The organism is Methanobrevibacter arboriphilus JCM 13429 = DSM 1125, assembly GCF_002072215.1.
Lineage (GTDB): Archaea > Methanobacteriota > Methanobacteria > Methanobacteriales > Methanobacteriaceae > Methanobinarius > Methanobinarius arboriphilicus.
Genome location: NZ_JXMW01000006.1, coordinates 75,084 through 91,173 on the forward strand (window position 1 = coordinate 75,084; position 16,090 = coordinate 91,173).

The following is a 16,090-nucleotide window of genomic DNA, read 5'->3' on the forward strand; positions in this document are numbered from 1 at the left end:
TATCTTAAAATTTTTAAATAAATGCAAAATATATTAGTCAAAATCATGCATTATTTGAAATATATCAATAATACTTATTAATATTTAGTTAATAATATTACTATACAATATTATGTGATATACTATACAAAACTATATAATTTTATATATTCTCAAAAAAACTATATGTATTCCTATCTCAATACAATATTTGTATACCTATAATAATCATTATTTATAATTTAATGATATTTAAAATTGTTGTTAAATCATTTTATATAATATTCATTATAATTTATATAATTTATTAGTAGAATTTATTTTAAATAATTTTATAGTTATAAGAAATATTATCTTTAAATTGCTTATAAATGTTTTTATGAATAATATACAATAACATAATATTTATATCATTTCAAAGAAATATTTTATAAAAGAATATTTTATAAATTATTTAATTCATTCTAAAAATAGAGTTAAATTTATTAGAACTAATTAAATTTATTTTCAGAATTATAGTTGATTCATATGGAAATTTCATATTACGATAAAGAAAATTTAAGTAAATTAACAGAAAAATCTCAAGAAGATATTGAAGACATATTACCAACTGTCTCTGAAATCTTAAAAAATGTTAAAAATTCAAAAGACTTAAGCTTAATAGAATATACAAAAAAATTTGATAACGTTGAAATAGAATCATTTAAAGTTTCTAATGATGAAATAAAAGAGAGTTATCTAAAATTAAAAGAATCAAACCCAGATTTACTTAATTCTCTTGAAGAAGCAAGTGAAAACATAGAAAAGTTTCATAAAAAACAAATTCCACAAGAATGGGAAATTGAATTAAGAAAAGGAATAAATGCAGGACAAATAATCAGACCAATAAATAAAGTTGGTTGTTATATTCCAGGAGGAAGAGCTGCATACCCTTCAACAATTTTAATGACTGTTATCCCTGCAAAAATAGCTGGAGTTGAGCGTATAATATGTTGCAGTCCTCCACAAGAAAATGGTAAAATAATGGATGCAATTTTAGTTGCAGCAGATATTGCTGGAGCAGATGAAATATACAAGGTAGGTGGAGCTCAAGCTATTGCTGCTATGGCTTATGGAACAGAATCAATACCACAAGTTGAAAAAATTGTTGGACCAGGAAATATATTTGTTACTGCAGCAAAAAAACTTGTTTATGGAAACGTTGATATTGAATTTCCAGCAGGACCTTCAGAAGTTTTAATAATAGCAGATAAGACAGCTGATCCAGAATATATAGCTTATGATATACTTTCACAAGCCGAGCATGATCCAAATGCATCATGTTATCTTGTTACAGATAATTTAGATTTAGCAAAAAAAACTAAAAAAGAAATAGAGTTAAAAACTAAAGAAGCTAAAAGAAAGGAAGTTATTGAAGAATCTTTAAAGAAATTTGGAAAAATTATAGTGACAAAATCTATTGAAGAAGCTATTGATATATCTAATGAATATGCCCCAGAACATTTGATAATAATGACTAAAGATAATGAAACAGATGAAAAAATACTGAAAAAGATAAAAAATGCTGGTTCAATATTTTTAGGCAAATATTCTCCAGTAGCTGCTGGAGATTACGGTTCTGGAACAAATCATGTTCTCCCAACAGATAGGGGCGCTAGGATGTATTCAGGACTTTCAACAGAATCATTTTTAAAGAAACCTACAGTTCAGACAATTACCAAAGAAGGTTTAAAATCTCTTGAAAATATTGTTGTTCCAATAGCAGAATATGAAGGATTTTATGCTCATGCAGATTCAATTAAAGTTAGATTAGATAAAAAATAGAGGCAATAGAAATAATAAAAATAGTAAAAATAATAAAAATATAAATAATAGTAATAATATTAATAATAGAAATAATAGAGATTATAATAATACTAAAAATAGTACTAATAATAATACTTATAATAATAATTACTAATAATACTAATAATACCAATAATAATACTTATAATATTAAAATTAGTACTAATATTAATACTTATAATACTAACATAGTACTAATATTAATATTAAAGTAGTTTTTAATAAAATAAATAATAGAATTAAAATATTTAAATAATAAAATAAACAATAGTAGAATATCCAATAATAGAATAAGAATTATTAAAATAATTATTATTAAAATAAAAAGTAATAGAATAATTATTAATAAAATAAATCATAATAATCATATAATATTGAAATAACTAGTAAAAAATAACTAATTCAAAGTAATTATTTAAAAAAAACATTTAAATATTAATTTGATTAATATTATCTCATTATGGTCTATATAATTTTAGATTTCATGAAATTTAATATTAATAATAATATTATATAATATTAATAGGAATAGTATAGGAATATTAATATAAATATTAATATAAATAACAATAGAAATAATGAAAATATAAAATATTATTACTGATATTACTAATATTACTAATATTAATGATAATATTACTGATAATATTACTGATAATATTAATAATATCAATAATGATATTAATAAATTTATTGATATTACTAACAGTTTTAATTTAATAATTATTAATTTTAATAATATTAATTTGCTTGTATTTATAATAAATAATTGAATTTAATAACAGATTAAAGTATAAAAGACTTATAAGATTACAAAGGTGAAAAATTGACAAGATTATCAGATATATGGAGAAGAAGCCATTATACAAATGAAATAGACGAAAATATTACTGGTGAAGATGTTACTGTTATGGGATGGGTACATGAAATCAGAGACCTTGGAGGCATAATATTTGTACTTATTAGAGATAGAAGTGGAATGATACAATTAACTGCTCCAAGCAAAGAAATAGAAGGAGAATTATTAGATAAAATAAGAAAATTAAGAAAAGAATCTGTTATTGGACTTAAAGGAAAAGTTCAAGAAAGTGGAAAAGCTCCTAATGGTGTTGAAATCATCCCTTCTGAAATAAAAGTATTTTGTTTAGCTAATCAACCATTACCAATGGACCCAACTGAAAAAGTTAAGGCAGAAATTGATACTAGACTTGATTCTAGATTCATAGATCTTAGAAAACCAGTAGTAAGTTCTATATTTAAAATAAAAAGTAAAATGTTACATACTGTTAGAAATTTCTTTGAAGAAGGAGGATTTTTAGAAATAAACACTCCTAAACTTGTAGCTTCAGCTACCGAAGGAGGAACAGAACTATTCCCAATTACATACTTTGAAAAAGAAGCATTTCTTGGTCAAAGTCCTCAATTATATAAACAAATGATGATGTCAGCTGGATTTGATAAAGTTTATGAAATAGCTCAAATATTTAGAGCAGAAGAACATGATACTCTTCGTCATTTAAATGAAGCTATTTCAATCGATATGGAAGCATCATTCATGGATGATGTTGATGTTATGAAGATATTAAATGATCTTGTTCAAAAAGTTATAATAGATGTTAAACAAAACTGTAAAGAAGAGTTAAAAACCCTTGAAATGGACTTGGATATACCAGAAGGCCATTTTGAAGTTTTAAAATATGATGATGCAGTTGATATGATAAACTCAAAGGATGTGCCTATGGAATGGGGTGAAGATTTATCAAGAGCAGCTGAAAAAGCACTTGGAGAAATAATGGATGGTTACTACTTCTTAACAGAATGGCCAACTGAAATAAAACCATTCTATGTAATGCCAAATGAAAAAAATCCTGTAAAAAGCCATGCATTTGATTTAATGTATAAAGATCTTGAAATATCCTCTGGAGCTATGAGGGTTCATCAACACGACCTTTTAAGAGAAAAAATAGCTGAAAAAGGTTTAAATCCTGATGCATTTAATGGATATTTAAGAGCATTTGAATATGGAATGCCTCCTCACTCAGGATGGGGTCTTGGAGCTGATAGATTTAACATGACTCTAACTGGATTAGATAATATTAGAGAAACTGTCCTGTTCCCAAGAGATAGACGTAGATTAACTCCTTAATCTCTGTTTTTCAATCATTATATTTATTAATCATATATTTTTAGCTTTTTATTTTTATAATAAGTATTTTAATAATTCTTATTTTATTATAGCTATTTAATTATTGTTTATTTTATTATTTTATTTATATCTGAACTTTGAAAGTTTATTTAAGTAATAATAGGGAAGTATTAAGTAAAATAGATAGTAAAATTATTTATTTATTATTCCTCTTTTATATACTTGTTTTCATTGTTTTTTTCTAAAAATTGTATAAAAAGTTATATACCGATTTAAATTAATATAAACTAGAGATTGAAAGAATTAAACAACTAATTATCATTTTATAATCTTAATAAGATTTATTAGAGAAACTTAGCTTTGAGGTTACATATGATTAAAAAAGAAAAAGTGATTTTGAAAGAAAAAATGGCATTGAAAGAAAGAATAATGTTGTATTTAGTTAGTAAGTTAAAAATTTCTCAATCACAGCTTTTTGCAATTTTAACAGCACTAACAGCTACTGTTTTAATTGTCAGTAATCTCGCTAGCACTAAAATGTTTGATTTTTTTTCAACTGGGCTAGTTTGGGACGGTGGTGCGATACTTTTTCCTATTTCTTATATTTTAGGAGATATAATTACTGAGATTTTTGGTTTTGAGCGTGCCAAAAAAGTCATCTGGACAGCATTTGCAATGAATTTAATTGCTGTTTTGGCATTGTTCATTGTTCAAATTTTGCCTCCAGGCCCTGGATGGGAAAATCAAATAGCATACGAAGCAATTATAGGTTTTATGCCTCGTATTGTTGCAGGTAGTTTGATTGCTTTTGTTAGTGGACAAATTCTTAATTCTTATGTTTTTGTTAAAATTAAAAAAATTACTAAGGGTAAGTACTTTTGGCAGAGGGCAATTGGCTCAAGTTTAGTTGGTGATTTGGTTGATACTGTGATTTTCACTACTATTGCATTTATTGGTACAATTTCAACCTTTCAATTTGTGGGATTATTGTTAATCGCATATATTTCTAAAATCGTTGGTGAAACATTATTATTACCTGTGACTTATGGAGCTGTTAAATTATGTGAAAAAGTAATGGTATCAGAAAAAGTGATGGAAAATGAATCAGAATCAGTTTAATTTTGAAATTAATGCTAAAATTCCAGGTGCATTAGGTAGAGCAGGTGTTATTCATACTCCTCATGGTGATATCCAAACACCTGCTTTTGTTGTTGTTGGCACATATTCTAAAGTTAGGTTCTTACCACCACATCAATTTAATAATATTGGTGCTCAAGCAATGATTAGCAATGGGTTTCACTTATCAAGAATCTCTAAAGACATTGAACAATCTGGAGGATTGTCTAAATATTCAGAATACAACTGCCCTACCATTACTGATAGTGGTGGATTTCAAGTTATGTCATTTGGTAGTGGACTAGGTAAGGTTGTTTCGATGGACAAGCGGAATATTGCTCGTGAACAATTTAAAGCAGAAAATAAGAATCGTTTAGCAAGAGTAACAGATGAGGGAGTGTATTTCAAGACAAATGAAGCTGCAACTGAAAAGCTTTTCACTCCAGAATATTCAATGGAATTTCAACATAAAATTGGTGCTGATATTATTATGGCATTCGATGAACTGACTAACATTGGTGATAGTAGAGAATATAATGAAAAAGCATTAAATCGTACATATGAATGGGGAGTTCGGTGTTTGCTTAAACATCAAAAATTGACCCGTGAACATGTTGAAAAACCTTATCAGGCACTTTTTGGTGTCTTGCAAGGTGCGCATTATCAAGATTTACGAGAAAAAGCTGCTCGTGACTTAGGAGCATTAAATTTTGATGGATATGGCTTGGGAGGTGCTTTTGAAAAGGAACACCTATCAAATATCTTGTTTTGGTGTAATAGGATTTTACCAGAATCAAAACCACGCCATCTCTTGGGTCTTTCTAAGCCAGATGATATTTTTGTGGGAGTGGAAAATGGATGCGACACCTTTGATTGTGTGGCACCGACTCGTGAAGCACGACATGGTAAAGTTTATACTCTTGACGGAGATATTAATCTCAGAAATGCAGAATTTAGAGATGATTCTTCTCCGTTGTTTGAAGGTTGTCAGTGCCCAACATGTAAATCTTCTTATACAAGGGAGGAAATTCGTAAATTATTAAAAAATGAAGGTGGTTTAAAAACTTCAGAACAAATTATGGCAGATAAAAAACTTGCTATGGAACTTATAACCGCCCATAATGTCTATTTTATTATCAAACTCACCCATCAAATCCGTCAATCTATATTTAAGAAAAAATTTTTTGATTTTCGTGACGAGTGGTTAAAAAGATATTATGAATAGTCAAATTATTAGTTTTTCTAAGAGTATACATCAAAAAAAGATTTATTTCTCGAATTCCTCAGCTAATTTTAAAAACTGTGTAATATACAGATTATTAACTTCATAGCTTTTTCAAGGAATATAAAACATATAAATTGGCAGAGGATATAATTGAGGATTAAATATTATTAATATTATTAAAAATATTATTATTAATAGTAAATTATAGTAATTATTTATTAAACAATGTAAACTTATCTTATTCATATATTATTGGAACTATGGAAATTATTAAGTGAAAATATGAAAAAAATGAAAAATTACAAAGTAGCTGTTGTAGGTGGAGGTCCAGCAGGAATGATAGCTGCAATATCAGCTGCTCAAGAAATTAAAACTCCTTACAAAGTTGTATTAATTGAAAAAAATGAGACATTAGGTAAAAAACTGCTTTTAACTGGTGGTGGGAGATGTAATATAACAAATCTCTCTCCAATGAAAAAATTAATAAATCAATTTAGAAAAGAAGATAAATTATTTCTTAAGCACAGTATCTACAATTTAAATAATCATGATTTATTAAATATATTTAAAAATAAAGGATTAGAATTTAAAGAAGAAGAAAATGGAAGATGTTTCCCAATAACTGAAGATTCAAACTCAGTTTTATCAATCTTAAAAGAATATTTAGAAGAATTGAATGTTGATGTTTTATTAAATTTTCATGTGAAATCTATAATTAAAAAAAAAAATGAAAAATTAAAAATAAAAGTAAATGAAAAAGTAAATGAAATAGAAGAAAAAAACAATTTATTTCTCATTAACACAAACAAAAAAGATATTTACTGTGAAAAAGTGATATTAGCTACAGGAGGAAAAAGTTATCCACATACAGGTTCAAATGGTGAAGGATATGATTTAGCTACTAATCTTGGACATTCTATATCCCAATTAAGACCTGGAGCAACACCATTAGAAATAAATGACCCTTATCTTAATAAACTTTCTGGAATAACACTAGAAAATGTTGAAATTTCATATAAAATTAATGATAATTCGACTATTGAAAAAGGTAAAGTTGTTAAAGTAAGAGGAAATATCTTAATAACTCACTCTGGATTATCAGGACCTGGAATTTTAGATATTAGTAATCATATATCTTTAGATAATCAATGCGAATACTGTGAACTTAAATTAAACGGTATTTATATTGAAGTTGATTTGGTTCCTAATATTAATGAAGAAAAGCTAAATGAAATGATAATAAAAGATTCATCAACAAATGGAAAAACAATGATAAAAAATTATCTCAAGATTTATCTAAAGAATAGATTTATAGACTTCTTCTTAAACAAATCACAAGTAAGTGGAAATAAAACACTTAGTAATATGACTAAAAAGGATAAAAAAGCTATTATTAATACTTTAAAACATTTCAAAGTTGAAATAAATAGTATGAATAAAAAAGCATCGATGATTACCTGTGGAGGAATCAAAATTAACGAGATAAATCCAAAAACTATGGAATCAAAAATAAGTGGAGTTAATGGACTTTATTTTGCAGGGGAAATTCTTGAAAGTTATGGGCCTACAGGAGGATATAATCTACAAATCGCATTTTCAACAGGTTATCTAGCTGGAAAATCTGCAGGAGAGTCAGTTATCCAATAAAAAAACATGCATTAAAAATTAGATAAGAACTAAAAATAAAAAAAATAATAAAGAAAAAATTCTAAAAAGTCCAAAATGGTTTTAAAAATGTTTAAAAAGGTTTAAAAAAGTTTATTTAAATTCCAAAAACATTTTTAGCGCTTTTTTCAGTTATTTTATCAATATTATCAACCGATTCTCCTTTAATTTCAGCTAATTTCGAAGCAACATACAAAACATTAGATGGTTCATTTCTATCTTCCCTATTTGGAGCAAGATAAGGACTATCAGTTTCAGTTAAGATGTTTTCAATTGGTATTTCTTTAAACAAGTCTTGATGGTGTTTTGAATAACAAATCATGGTTGAAATTGATGTATAATAACCTTCATCAATCAATTTTTTAGCTGTTTTTAAACTACCACTATAACAATGAAATATAACACTAGGAATATCATCATATTCTTTCACTATATTAAATGCTTTTCTTTCACAATCCCTAGCATGTATAAGAAGAGGTTTTTTATATTCATTAGCTAATTCTATAAATTTTTTAAATGTTTCAGCTTGTTTAGCTCTTTCAGATTTATCTTTAACATAAAAATAATCCATACCCACCTCACCAATGGCCAGTATTTCACCCATATGTTTTTTCATTTGATCAATAGACATATTTAAATCTTTATCACTAATCTGTCCAGAACTAACTGGATGGAAACCAAAAGTAGGGTAAATAAAATTAGGATTTTGTTTTGAAAGATTTAAAGCTCTTTCATTTCCTTCAATACTAGTTCCAGAGTTTATAATTGCAGAAAGCTTTTCCTTAGCTCTTTTAATTATTTCTTCCCTATCATTATTAAATTGCTCAAAATCAACATGACAATGTATATCTATCATCAAAATTCCTCAATAAATGATTTAAAAATTTATTTAAGTTCCATATCTCCTTTCTCTTTGTTGATAGTCACGAATAGCTCTTAAAAAGTCAACTTTCCTAAGTTCAGGCCATAAACTATCACAAAAGTACAATTCAGAATATGAAGACTGCCATAAAAGAAATCCACTTAAACGTTCTTCTCCACTTGTACGAATAATTAAATTAGGATCTTCCAACCCTGCAGTATACAAATTATTGCTAACTGCTTTCTCATCAATCTCGTCTCTAGTGATTTTTCCTTCTTCAACTTCTTTAACTATTTTTTTTATTGCATCAACTATTTCAAGTCTACCATCATAACCAATAGCTAAATTAAAAAGTTTTTTATTATAATGTGAAGTAGATTCTTCAGCTTCCAGTATTGCTTCTCTTACATTTTCTGGTAAAAGATCAAGTCTTCCTACTACTTTAACTTTTACTTCATTATTATGAATCTTTTCATGAGCAACAATTCTTTTAAAGTTTTTTACAAAAAGATTCATCAAACCTTCAACTTCTTCGGCTGGTCTATTAAAATTTTCTGTGGAAAATGCATAAGCAGTTACAATTTCAATTCCAAGATCAATACTCCAATCAAGAACTTTTTCTAATGTGTCAACACCAATTTCATGACCTTTAATAACATTTATATTACCTTGTACTCTAGAGTACCTTCTATTACCATCCATAATTATAGCTATATGTTTAGGCATACTATTAGGATCAAGTCCTTTGGATATATACCATTCGTAAAGTTGATATATTGGTTTCATCAATTCCATAATTTTTCCCTTTCTCAATACAAATTATCAATAAAAAGATAATATTCAAAATTTTAGACTAATTTAGTAACAATAATTATATTAATAGTTTTATAAAGATTAATAGTTTATAAAGATTTTAGATTAAATTTTAGAAATATTAATAAAATGACTAATAAAATAATTAAAAACATGATTAATAAAATAATTAATAATATAATTAATTAGCTCTATTCTAAAATAAAATTAATTTTGAAAATAAAATTTATTTATAAAGACTTTATACTATATATCTACATTTTATATATTAATCTTAACCTATTATTAATTTTATGTATTAATCTTACATCTTAATTATTAATTTTATAACTGATTTATTTGTATAAATGATTTATTAATTTTATATACTAATTTTAGATTATATAATTTATAATAATTCTAGATTAATTATTATATATTAAAATTAAATTAATAATATTGTATATTTATAAAATTAATTATTTATAAAATTAAGTATTTATAAAATAGGTATTTATAATAATTATTTATAAGAAATATTATAATTATTTATAACAAATATATAATAATTATTAATAATATGCATTTATATAAGCATGAAGTTAAATATTATTTATTAGCTAAATTATATGCAAAGGTTAATGCTCTTATATATCCTTCTTCTGATTGATCACGGCTTGTATCAATGAATATTTTTTCACTACCCAAAGCTATAGCACCAAAACTCTCCCATGAATTGATTAAAACAAGTGTCCTAAATATTAGATTCCCCGTAATTCCATCAGGAGCAATAATTATATTATTTTTATCAGCAATAGCTTTTTCTATTAGAATATAATAGTTTTTCATGGATAATTTGTTTAAATTTGTAGATATATTCTTTAAATCATTTTTCGAAGAATTAAAACTAAAAAAGGCAGCATAATCAGGGTTTAATTCTTTATCTGAAAAAAAATCATTTATTTTCTTTACTAAAATTTCACTATCTTTAATTGATCTATCAATTTCAGGGCTTCTTCCAAAATCTTCTTTTCTTCCACCGGCCAAAACAGCAATTTTAGGGGTTTTATTTAATTTTAACATAAATTTAACTGATTGAAGAATTAATTGAAATTTTTCATCAATAGTATTTCCCTCATCAATTCCAACAGGTCCAAGCAAAAATCCATTATAATTTAAATCAATATTATCCCTAATATCTTCATGTATTCCATTGTTGAATCTTATAAAACTTGCTCTATTAACTGGCATCCCTTTATTTAGATCTTTAGTGTTTTTCAATATCTTTGAAGATTTTAAAGAACCTCTAACAACAGCATCAATAGTATTATCTTCCATAGCAAAAATTAGTTCTTCATCAGAATAAGCTAATTCTATTTCTATATCCTCATTAATTAATGCCTTTTGTGCCAAAATAACATTTTTATTTTCACCACAACCTACCACAATTTTTACCATATAACCTACCAAAACTTTTAATGTATAAATTTTACTGTATAAATTATATATTTGTATTATAATTATTATATTTTTATAGATATAGTTTTTATTAAATATAATACTTATTTAAATAATTATAATAATTTTATTTAAAATTTTTTTAATAATAAGAATTTATAATATTTTTAATAATATTGTTTAATTAATATGGTATAATTAAATGTAGTTTTTAATATTTTAATAATATTCTAATAATATTTTAATAATATTTTAATAATGTTTTTAATATATAGAAAAGATTATATAGAAAAAAGGTATTTCATAGAAAAGATTATATTTAATGAAGACATATATTATATAGATTAAGTAATGAAAATATCATTATTTTTTCATAATTAACTACTTTTTAAGATAGTTTATTTTTAGAAATAATAGGAAAAAATATGTTATTTATCCTATAAAAAACAATTTTTTATAATAGTTAATAAAACTATTTAAAATAATTAAAAGTGTATATTGCTCCTATATAAGTAATATATAACTATATAATTATATTATCTCTAATTATGATAAAATTGTTAAAATAAATTAAAAATAAAAAAATAAACGAAAACTAAAAAATAAAAAGCAATTTTTAAATTTACTATTTTGGGAAGGGATAAAACATGGAAAGAAAAAATAAACTTATAATTGCAATTACAATAGTAGCTGCAATTGGAATACTTGCTGTTGTTTGGGGAACATTTTTAGGAGGCCCTGACTTATCTCAAGGAGATAAGAGCATTTTAGTGTTAGCTGTTGATGAAAGTGAATCAAGACCAGGTATGGGTGCTGTAGATATGGCATTTGTTGTAGACTTGAAAAATGGAAGTATATCTAATTATACACCAATTTATCCAGGTGGTAAAGCTCATCCAACACAACCTGAACCTGCAGAAGCACAATCACAGGGAGCTGGATCTAAACTTTTACTTCATGATTCATTATGGGATACTAACACTCAACAAGGAATGGAATATGCAAAAGAAATTGTTGAAGCTAATACAAATATGACACCTGATGCTGTAGTAGCAATAAATACTGAAGCACTAGATGCAGTTATACAGGCTGCAGGCCCTATAAAAGTTGATGGGCAAGAAACAAATATTAGTGCAATAGATCTTGTACGAGAAAACGATGAATTACATGGAGGATCCATGAGCAGAGGAGAAGCTGTGATGGCACTTGCTTCAGCACTTTCAACTGCTGCAAATAATCCAGATAAACGGAATGCTATGGTTCAAGCTGCTTTAGATCAGTATTCTAAAGGTAATATTGTGATGATTCCACAAGGATCATTTGTTGGCTTAATGGCTTCTAAAGGATTAGGATCTGTTTTATAATAATTAGACTAATTATAGTCTAATTTTCTATTTTTTAATCTTTAATTATTTTTTTTAGTCTTTAATTATAATTTATATTTATTAATTTCTAATTTTGTCTAATTTTAATCATATTTATTCTTTAATTTTATTATCATTAATTTTGTTCATATAATTTATATTTATTATTTTTGAGATGATTCAGTTTTAAATATTATTTTTAATACAATTTTAGCTAATTATACCTAATACTGCTTTTAGTCAATTTTATCTTTATAATATTAAAAATAAAAACAAAAATTAAAGCCAAAAATTAAAAATAAAAATTAAAAATAAAAGTTAAAAATAAAAAAGTAAATCTAAAAGTGAAGAATAGAAAAGTAGAAAATAAAGTATCTAAAAATAAGATATTCTATAGAAAATAAAACTAAATATAATAAACTTAAAAAAAATAAAGATAGTAAGATTGAAATATTAAAATTAAAGATAGTAAAATTAAAGATAATAAAATTAAAGATAATAAAATTAATGATAATAAAATTAAAGATTAATAACTAAATTAATTCTCAAAATGAAAATAAAATAAAAGAAATGAAAAAAATATTTTCTATTTCCAAGCAATTTTTAGGGAATCCTCAATAGCAATTAATAATTTTTCTATGTCTTCATTACTATGAGAAGAGGATAAAAAATTACATTCAAACTGACTCGGAGGTATAAAAATACCATTATCCAACAATTCATGGAAATATATAGAAAATCTTTCGATATCTGATTTTTTAGCTATTTCATAATTTGTTACTTTATCCCTATTAAAATATATTTGAAACATTGAGGCTAAACCAACAGTCTGGATGTTTAAATCTAAATTATCAACAATTTCAGATATTTGATTTCTTAAATAATTTCCTTTTTTATTTAAATTCTTGTAAAAATCTTGATCAAGTTTATTCAATGTAGAAATACCAGCTTTTACTGATATAGGATTTCCATTAAATGTTCCAGCTTGATAAACATTTCCTTCAGGAGCTATCATTTCCATTATCTCATGTTTTCCTGCAAATGCACCCATAGGAAATCCTCCTCCAATAATTTTGCCCATAGTGACAAGATCAGGTGTAATTGAATAATAAGTCTGAGCTCCTCCACTTGAAAGTCTAAAACCAGTGATAACCTCATCAAAAATAAGGAGTATATTATTTTCTTCAGTAATTTCTCTTAAAAACTCTAAATATCCATTATTTGGTTCAACACAACCAATATTACCCATTACAGGTTCTACTATTACTGCAGCTATATTATCTTTTTCATCAACGATGAGTTTTTTTAAAGCATCTTCATCATTATAAGGACATGTTAAAGTATTTTTCGTAGTATCTTCTGGAATTCCAAGAGAATCAGGAAGAGCTGCTGCTCCAGATCCAGATTTCACCAAAACATAATCATGAGCGCCGTGATAGCTACCTTCAAATTTAACTATCTTATTTTTACCATTAAAACCTCTAGCTAAACGTATTGCACTCATTGTAGCTTCTGTTCCAGAATTTACAAATCTTATCATTTCAGCACAAGGTACTCTATCAATAACCATTTTTGCTAATTTTATCTCGTTTTCAGTTGGTGCTCCATAAGCAGTTCCAATACTCGCTTGACTGCAAACATTATCAATTACATTAGAGTCAGAATGACCTAAAATTAAAGGCCCATATCCCAAACAACAATCAATATATTCATTACCTTCAACATCCCAAATTTTAGATCCTTTAGCTTTTTCTATAAAAACAGGATATGGCTTAAATGCACGTACTGGAGAATTAACTCCCCCAGGAAAATATCTTTTTGATTCATTGAATAAATCTTTTGAATTCATAATACATCACTAAATACAATTTAATTAAATAATAAAAATTTTAATTCCATAATTAACAATATTATAAATAAATAATATTATAAATAATAAAAACCTTAATTTAACAATTAATTCATAAGAATCATAACTTATCTATTAATATTTTTCATGGTCTGAATTAAAGAATTAACACAAGCTACAGCTACAGGAGTTCCACCTTTTGGTCCTTTAGTAATAATATTAGGTATTGAACTATTTTTAAGCTCTTCTTTTGAATCAGCTGCTCCAACAAATCCAACAGGCACTCCAACAATAGAAGAAACATCTAATTCATTATTATTATATAATTCAATAGCTTTATAGAGCGCAGTTGGAGCATTTCCAACAACAATTATTCCCTTAAAGTCATTTTGAGCTGCAAATTCAATAGCAGCAGCAGCTCTTGTAATTTTTTTATCTTTAGCTATATCAACTACTTCACTGTTTTTAATAAAACACTCAACATTACCATCATATTGAGTAATTCCTGATTTAACCATATTAATATCAGTTAAAATATCCTCATTATTTTTCAAAGCTTTTAAACTAGATTTAACAAAGTTAAAACTAATATAAACTAATTTTGCATATTCAGGATCAGCAGTAGAGTGGACAATCCTTTCAACAATGTCTTTTTCCTCATTAGAAAGGTTTTTAATTTCTTCAGCAATTAAAGACCTTACAATTTCTCTACTTTTATCAGCTATATCATAACCTTGCTTAGTTGATGCTCCCATAAACATATTATACCTCTAATGATAATATAAACATTCATATAATAATTATAAGATTATAATAACTATAAGGGATATAAATAGTTATAATGATTATAATGATATAATGATTACAATGGATATAAATAATTATAAATAATTAATTTTTATGAATTATTATAAATTAATATAGATTAATATAACTTTTGGTTATAAATCAATAAATATTAATCATTTTTATTATTTTTTATTATTTCTTAATGGTAGTAAATCTTTCTTCTTAAAAACTTCTTTAGCTGCAGAAATACCATTTATAGCTGCTGGAAATCCTGCATAAGCAGACATTTGCATTATGACTTCAACAATCTCCTCAGGAGTATTACCTACATTAAGTGCAGCATTGATATGATTAGTTAACTGCCCCTTAGCAGTTCCTAAAGCAGTGAGTGCTGCGACTGTAGCTAATTCTCGGGTTTTCAAATCTAGTCCGTTTCTAGTATATATTTCAGAGTAAGGAAACTCAACTATAAATCTACCTAAGTCTGGAGCTATATCTTCTAATTCATCAAATAATCCATTGATAGCATCTTTATTAGTTATTTTAAGAATTTCCATTCCTTTTTTATATCTATCTTCCATTAAATCACCGCCTTAATTTAAATATGTCTAAATTACATACTTATTAAAATAAATATTCTTTATTTATTTTTCCTTTATTTATTATTCAATTATTTATTATTCGAATATTTATTATTCAATTATTTTATTATTTCATATTATAGATTTCATTATTATAGATTATATAATTATATTTATTATACAATATTATTATACATATTAAATAATATAAATTTTTTAAAATAAAAAGATTTATAAAAATAAAAAGTTTTAAAATAAGAAAGTTTTTAAAAAAAGATTTTGAAAATTATAATGTTTTTAAAATAAAAATACTTCAAGATAAATAATTAAAATAAAAATACTTTAAGATAATATTAAAATAAAAATACTTTAAAATTAATTAAAATAAAAGTACTTTAAAATAATAATTAATAAAAAAG

At 25.1% G+C, this 16,090-nt stretch carries 12 protein-coding genes; 6 read left to right on the top strand and 6 right to left on the bottom strand.

All coding sequences use genetic code 11. From position 1 onward, the window contains the following. The first annotated feature begins 507 nt into the window (after positions 1-507). The 5 genes from hisD to MBBAR_RS04150 all read left to right on the top strand — a co-directional run bounded on the left by hisD (position 508) and on the right by MBBAR_RS04150 (position 7,958). The gene (gene hisD, locus MBBAR_RS04130; protein ID WP_080460001.1) at positions 508-1,803 is read left to right on the top strand and encodes a histidinol dehydrogenase; all 1,296 of its coding nucleotides are present in this window, start codon (positions 508-510) and stop codon (positions 1,801-1,803) included. A gap of 847 nt (positions 1,804-2,650) precedes the next feature. Beyond that, entirely contained in the window at positions 2,651-3,970 is a 1,320-nt protein-coding gene (gene aspS, locus MBBAR_RS04135) for an aspartate--tRNA(Asn) ligase (RefSeq protein ID WP_080460002.1), read from the top strand. 372 nt (positions 3,971-4,342) lie between these two features. Continuing rightward, complete coding sequence (locus MBBAR_RS04140; RefSeq protein WP_080460003.1) at positions 4,343-5,089, top strand: queuosine precursor transporter; 747 nt, start codon at positions 4,343-4,345, stop codon at positions 5,087-5,089. After that, entirely contained in the window at positions 5,070-6,311 is a 1,242-nt protein-coding gene (gene tgt / locus MBBAR_RS04145) for a tRNA guanosine(34) transglycosylase Tgt (RefSeq protein ID WP_080460004.1), read from the top strand. The genes MBBAR_RS04140 and tgt overlap by 20 nt, the downstream gene beginning before the upstream one ends. Before the next feature lie 282 nt (positions 6,312-6,593). Then, positions 6,594-7,958, top strand: coding sequence for a BaiN/RdsA family NAD(P)/FAD-dependent oxidoreductase (locus tag MBBAR_RS04150; protein ID WP_249025030.1), 1,365 nt, complete (start codon positions 6,594-6,596; stop codon positions 7,956-7,958). 115 nt (positions 7,959-8,073) lie between these two features. On the opposite strand, the gene MBBAR_RS04155 is transcribed toward MBBAR_RS04150, so the two are convergent. From MBBAR_RS04155 to MBBAR_RS04165, 3 genes are all read right to left on the bottom strand, one after another. Further along, positions 8,074-8,832, bottom strand: coding sequence for a TatD family hydrolase (locus MBBAR_RS04155; RefSeq protein ID WP_080460005.1), 759 nt, complete (start codon positions 8,830-8,832; stop codon positions 8,074-8,076). A gap of 33 nt (positions 8,833-8,865) precedes the next feature. Continuing rightward, a complete protein-coding gene (uppS, locus tag MBBAR_RS04160; protein WP_143746132.1) occupies positions 8,866-9,633 on the bottom strand; it encodes a polyprenyl diphosphate synthase in 768 nt (255 codons plus the stop codon). Positions 9,634-10,239: 606 nt separating this feature from the next. After that, positions 10,240-11,088 carry a hypothetical protein gene (locus MBBAR_RS04165; protein ID WP_080460006.1) on the bottom strand — a complete coding sequence of 283 codons (849 nt, stop codon included), beginning with the start codon at positions 11,086-11,088 and terminating at the stop codon, positions 10,240-10,242. 647 nt (positions 11,089-11,735) lie between these two features. Between MBBAR_RS04165 and MBBAR_RS04170 the strand changes: the two genes are divergently transcribed. Further along, on the top strand, positions 11,736-12,452 hold the full coding sequence (locus MBBAR_RS04170; protein WP_080460007.1) for a DUF4012 domain-containing protein: 717 nt from the start codon (positions 11,736-11,738) through the stop codon (positions 12,450-12,452). Between the two features lie 586 nt (positions 12,453-13,038). Here MBBAR_RS04170 and hemL read toward each other — a convergent pair. The 3 genes from hemL to MBBAR_RS04185 form a co-directional block, all read right to left on the bottom strand. After that, positions 13,039-14,301 carry a glutamate-1-semialdehyde 2,1-aminomutase gene (gene hemL, locus MBBAR_RS04175; RefSeq protein WP_080460008.1) on the bottom strand — a complete coding sequence of 421 codons (1,263 nt, stop codon included), beginning with the start codon at positions 14,299-14,301 and terminating at the stop codon, positions 13,039-13,041. Positions 14,302-14,429: 128 nt separating this feature from the next. Further along, positions 14,430-15,062 carry a cobalt-precorrin-8 methylmutase gene (locus MBBAR_RS04180; protein WP_080460009.1) on the bottom strand — a complete coding sequence of 211 codons (633 nt, stop codon included), beginning with the start codon at positions 15,060-15,062 and terminating at the stop codon, positions 14,430-14,432. A 210-nt stretch (positions 15,063-15,272) separates the two neighbouring features. Beyond that, positions 15,273-15,671 (bottom strand): carboxymuconolactone decarboxylase family protein, encoded by a 399-nt coding sequence (locus tag MBBAR_RS04185; protein ID WP_080460010.1) that lies wholly within the window; start codon positions 15,669-15,671, stop codon positions 15,273-15,275. Positions 15,672-16,090: the final 419 nt, after the last annotated feature.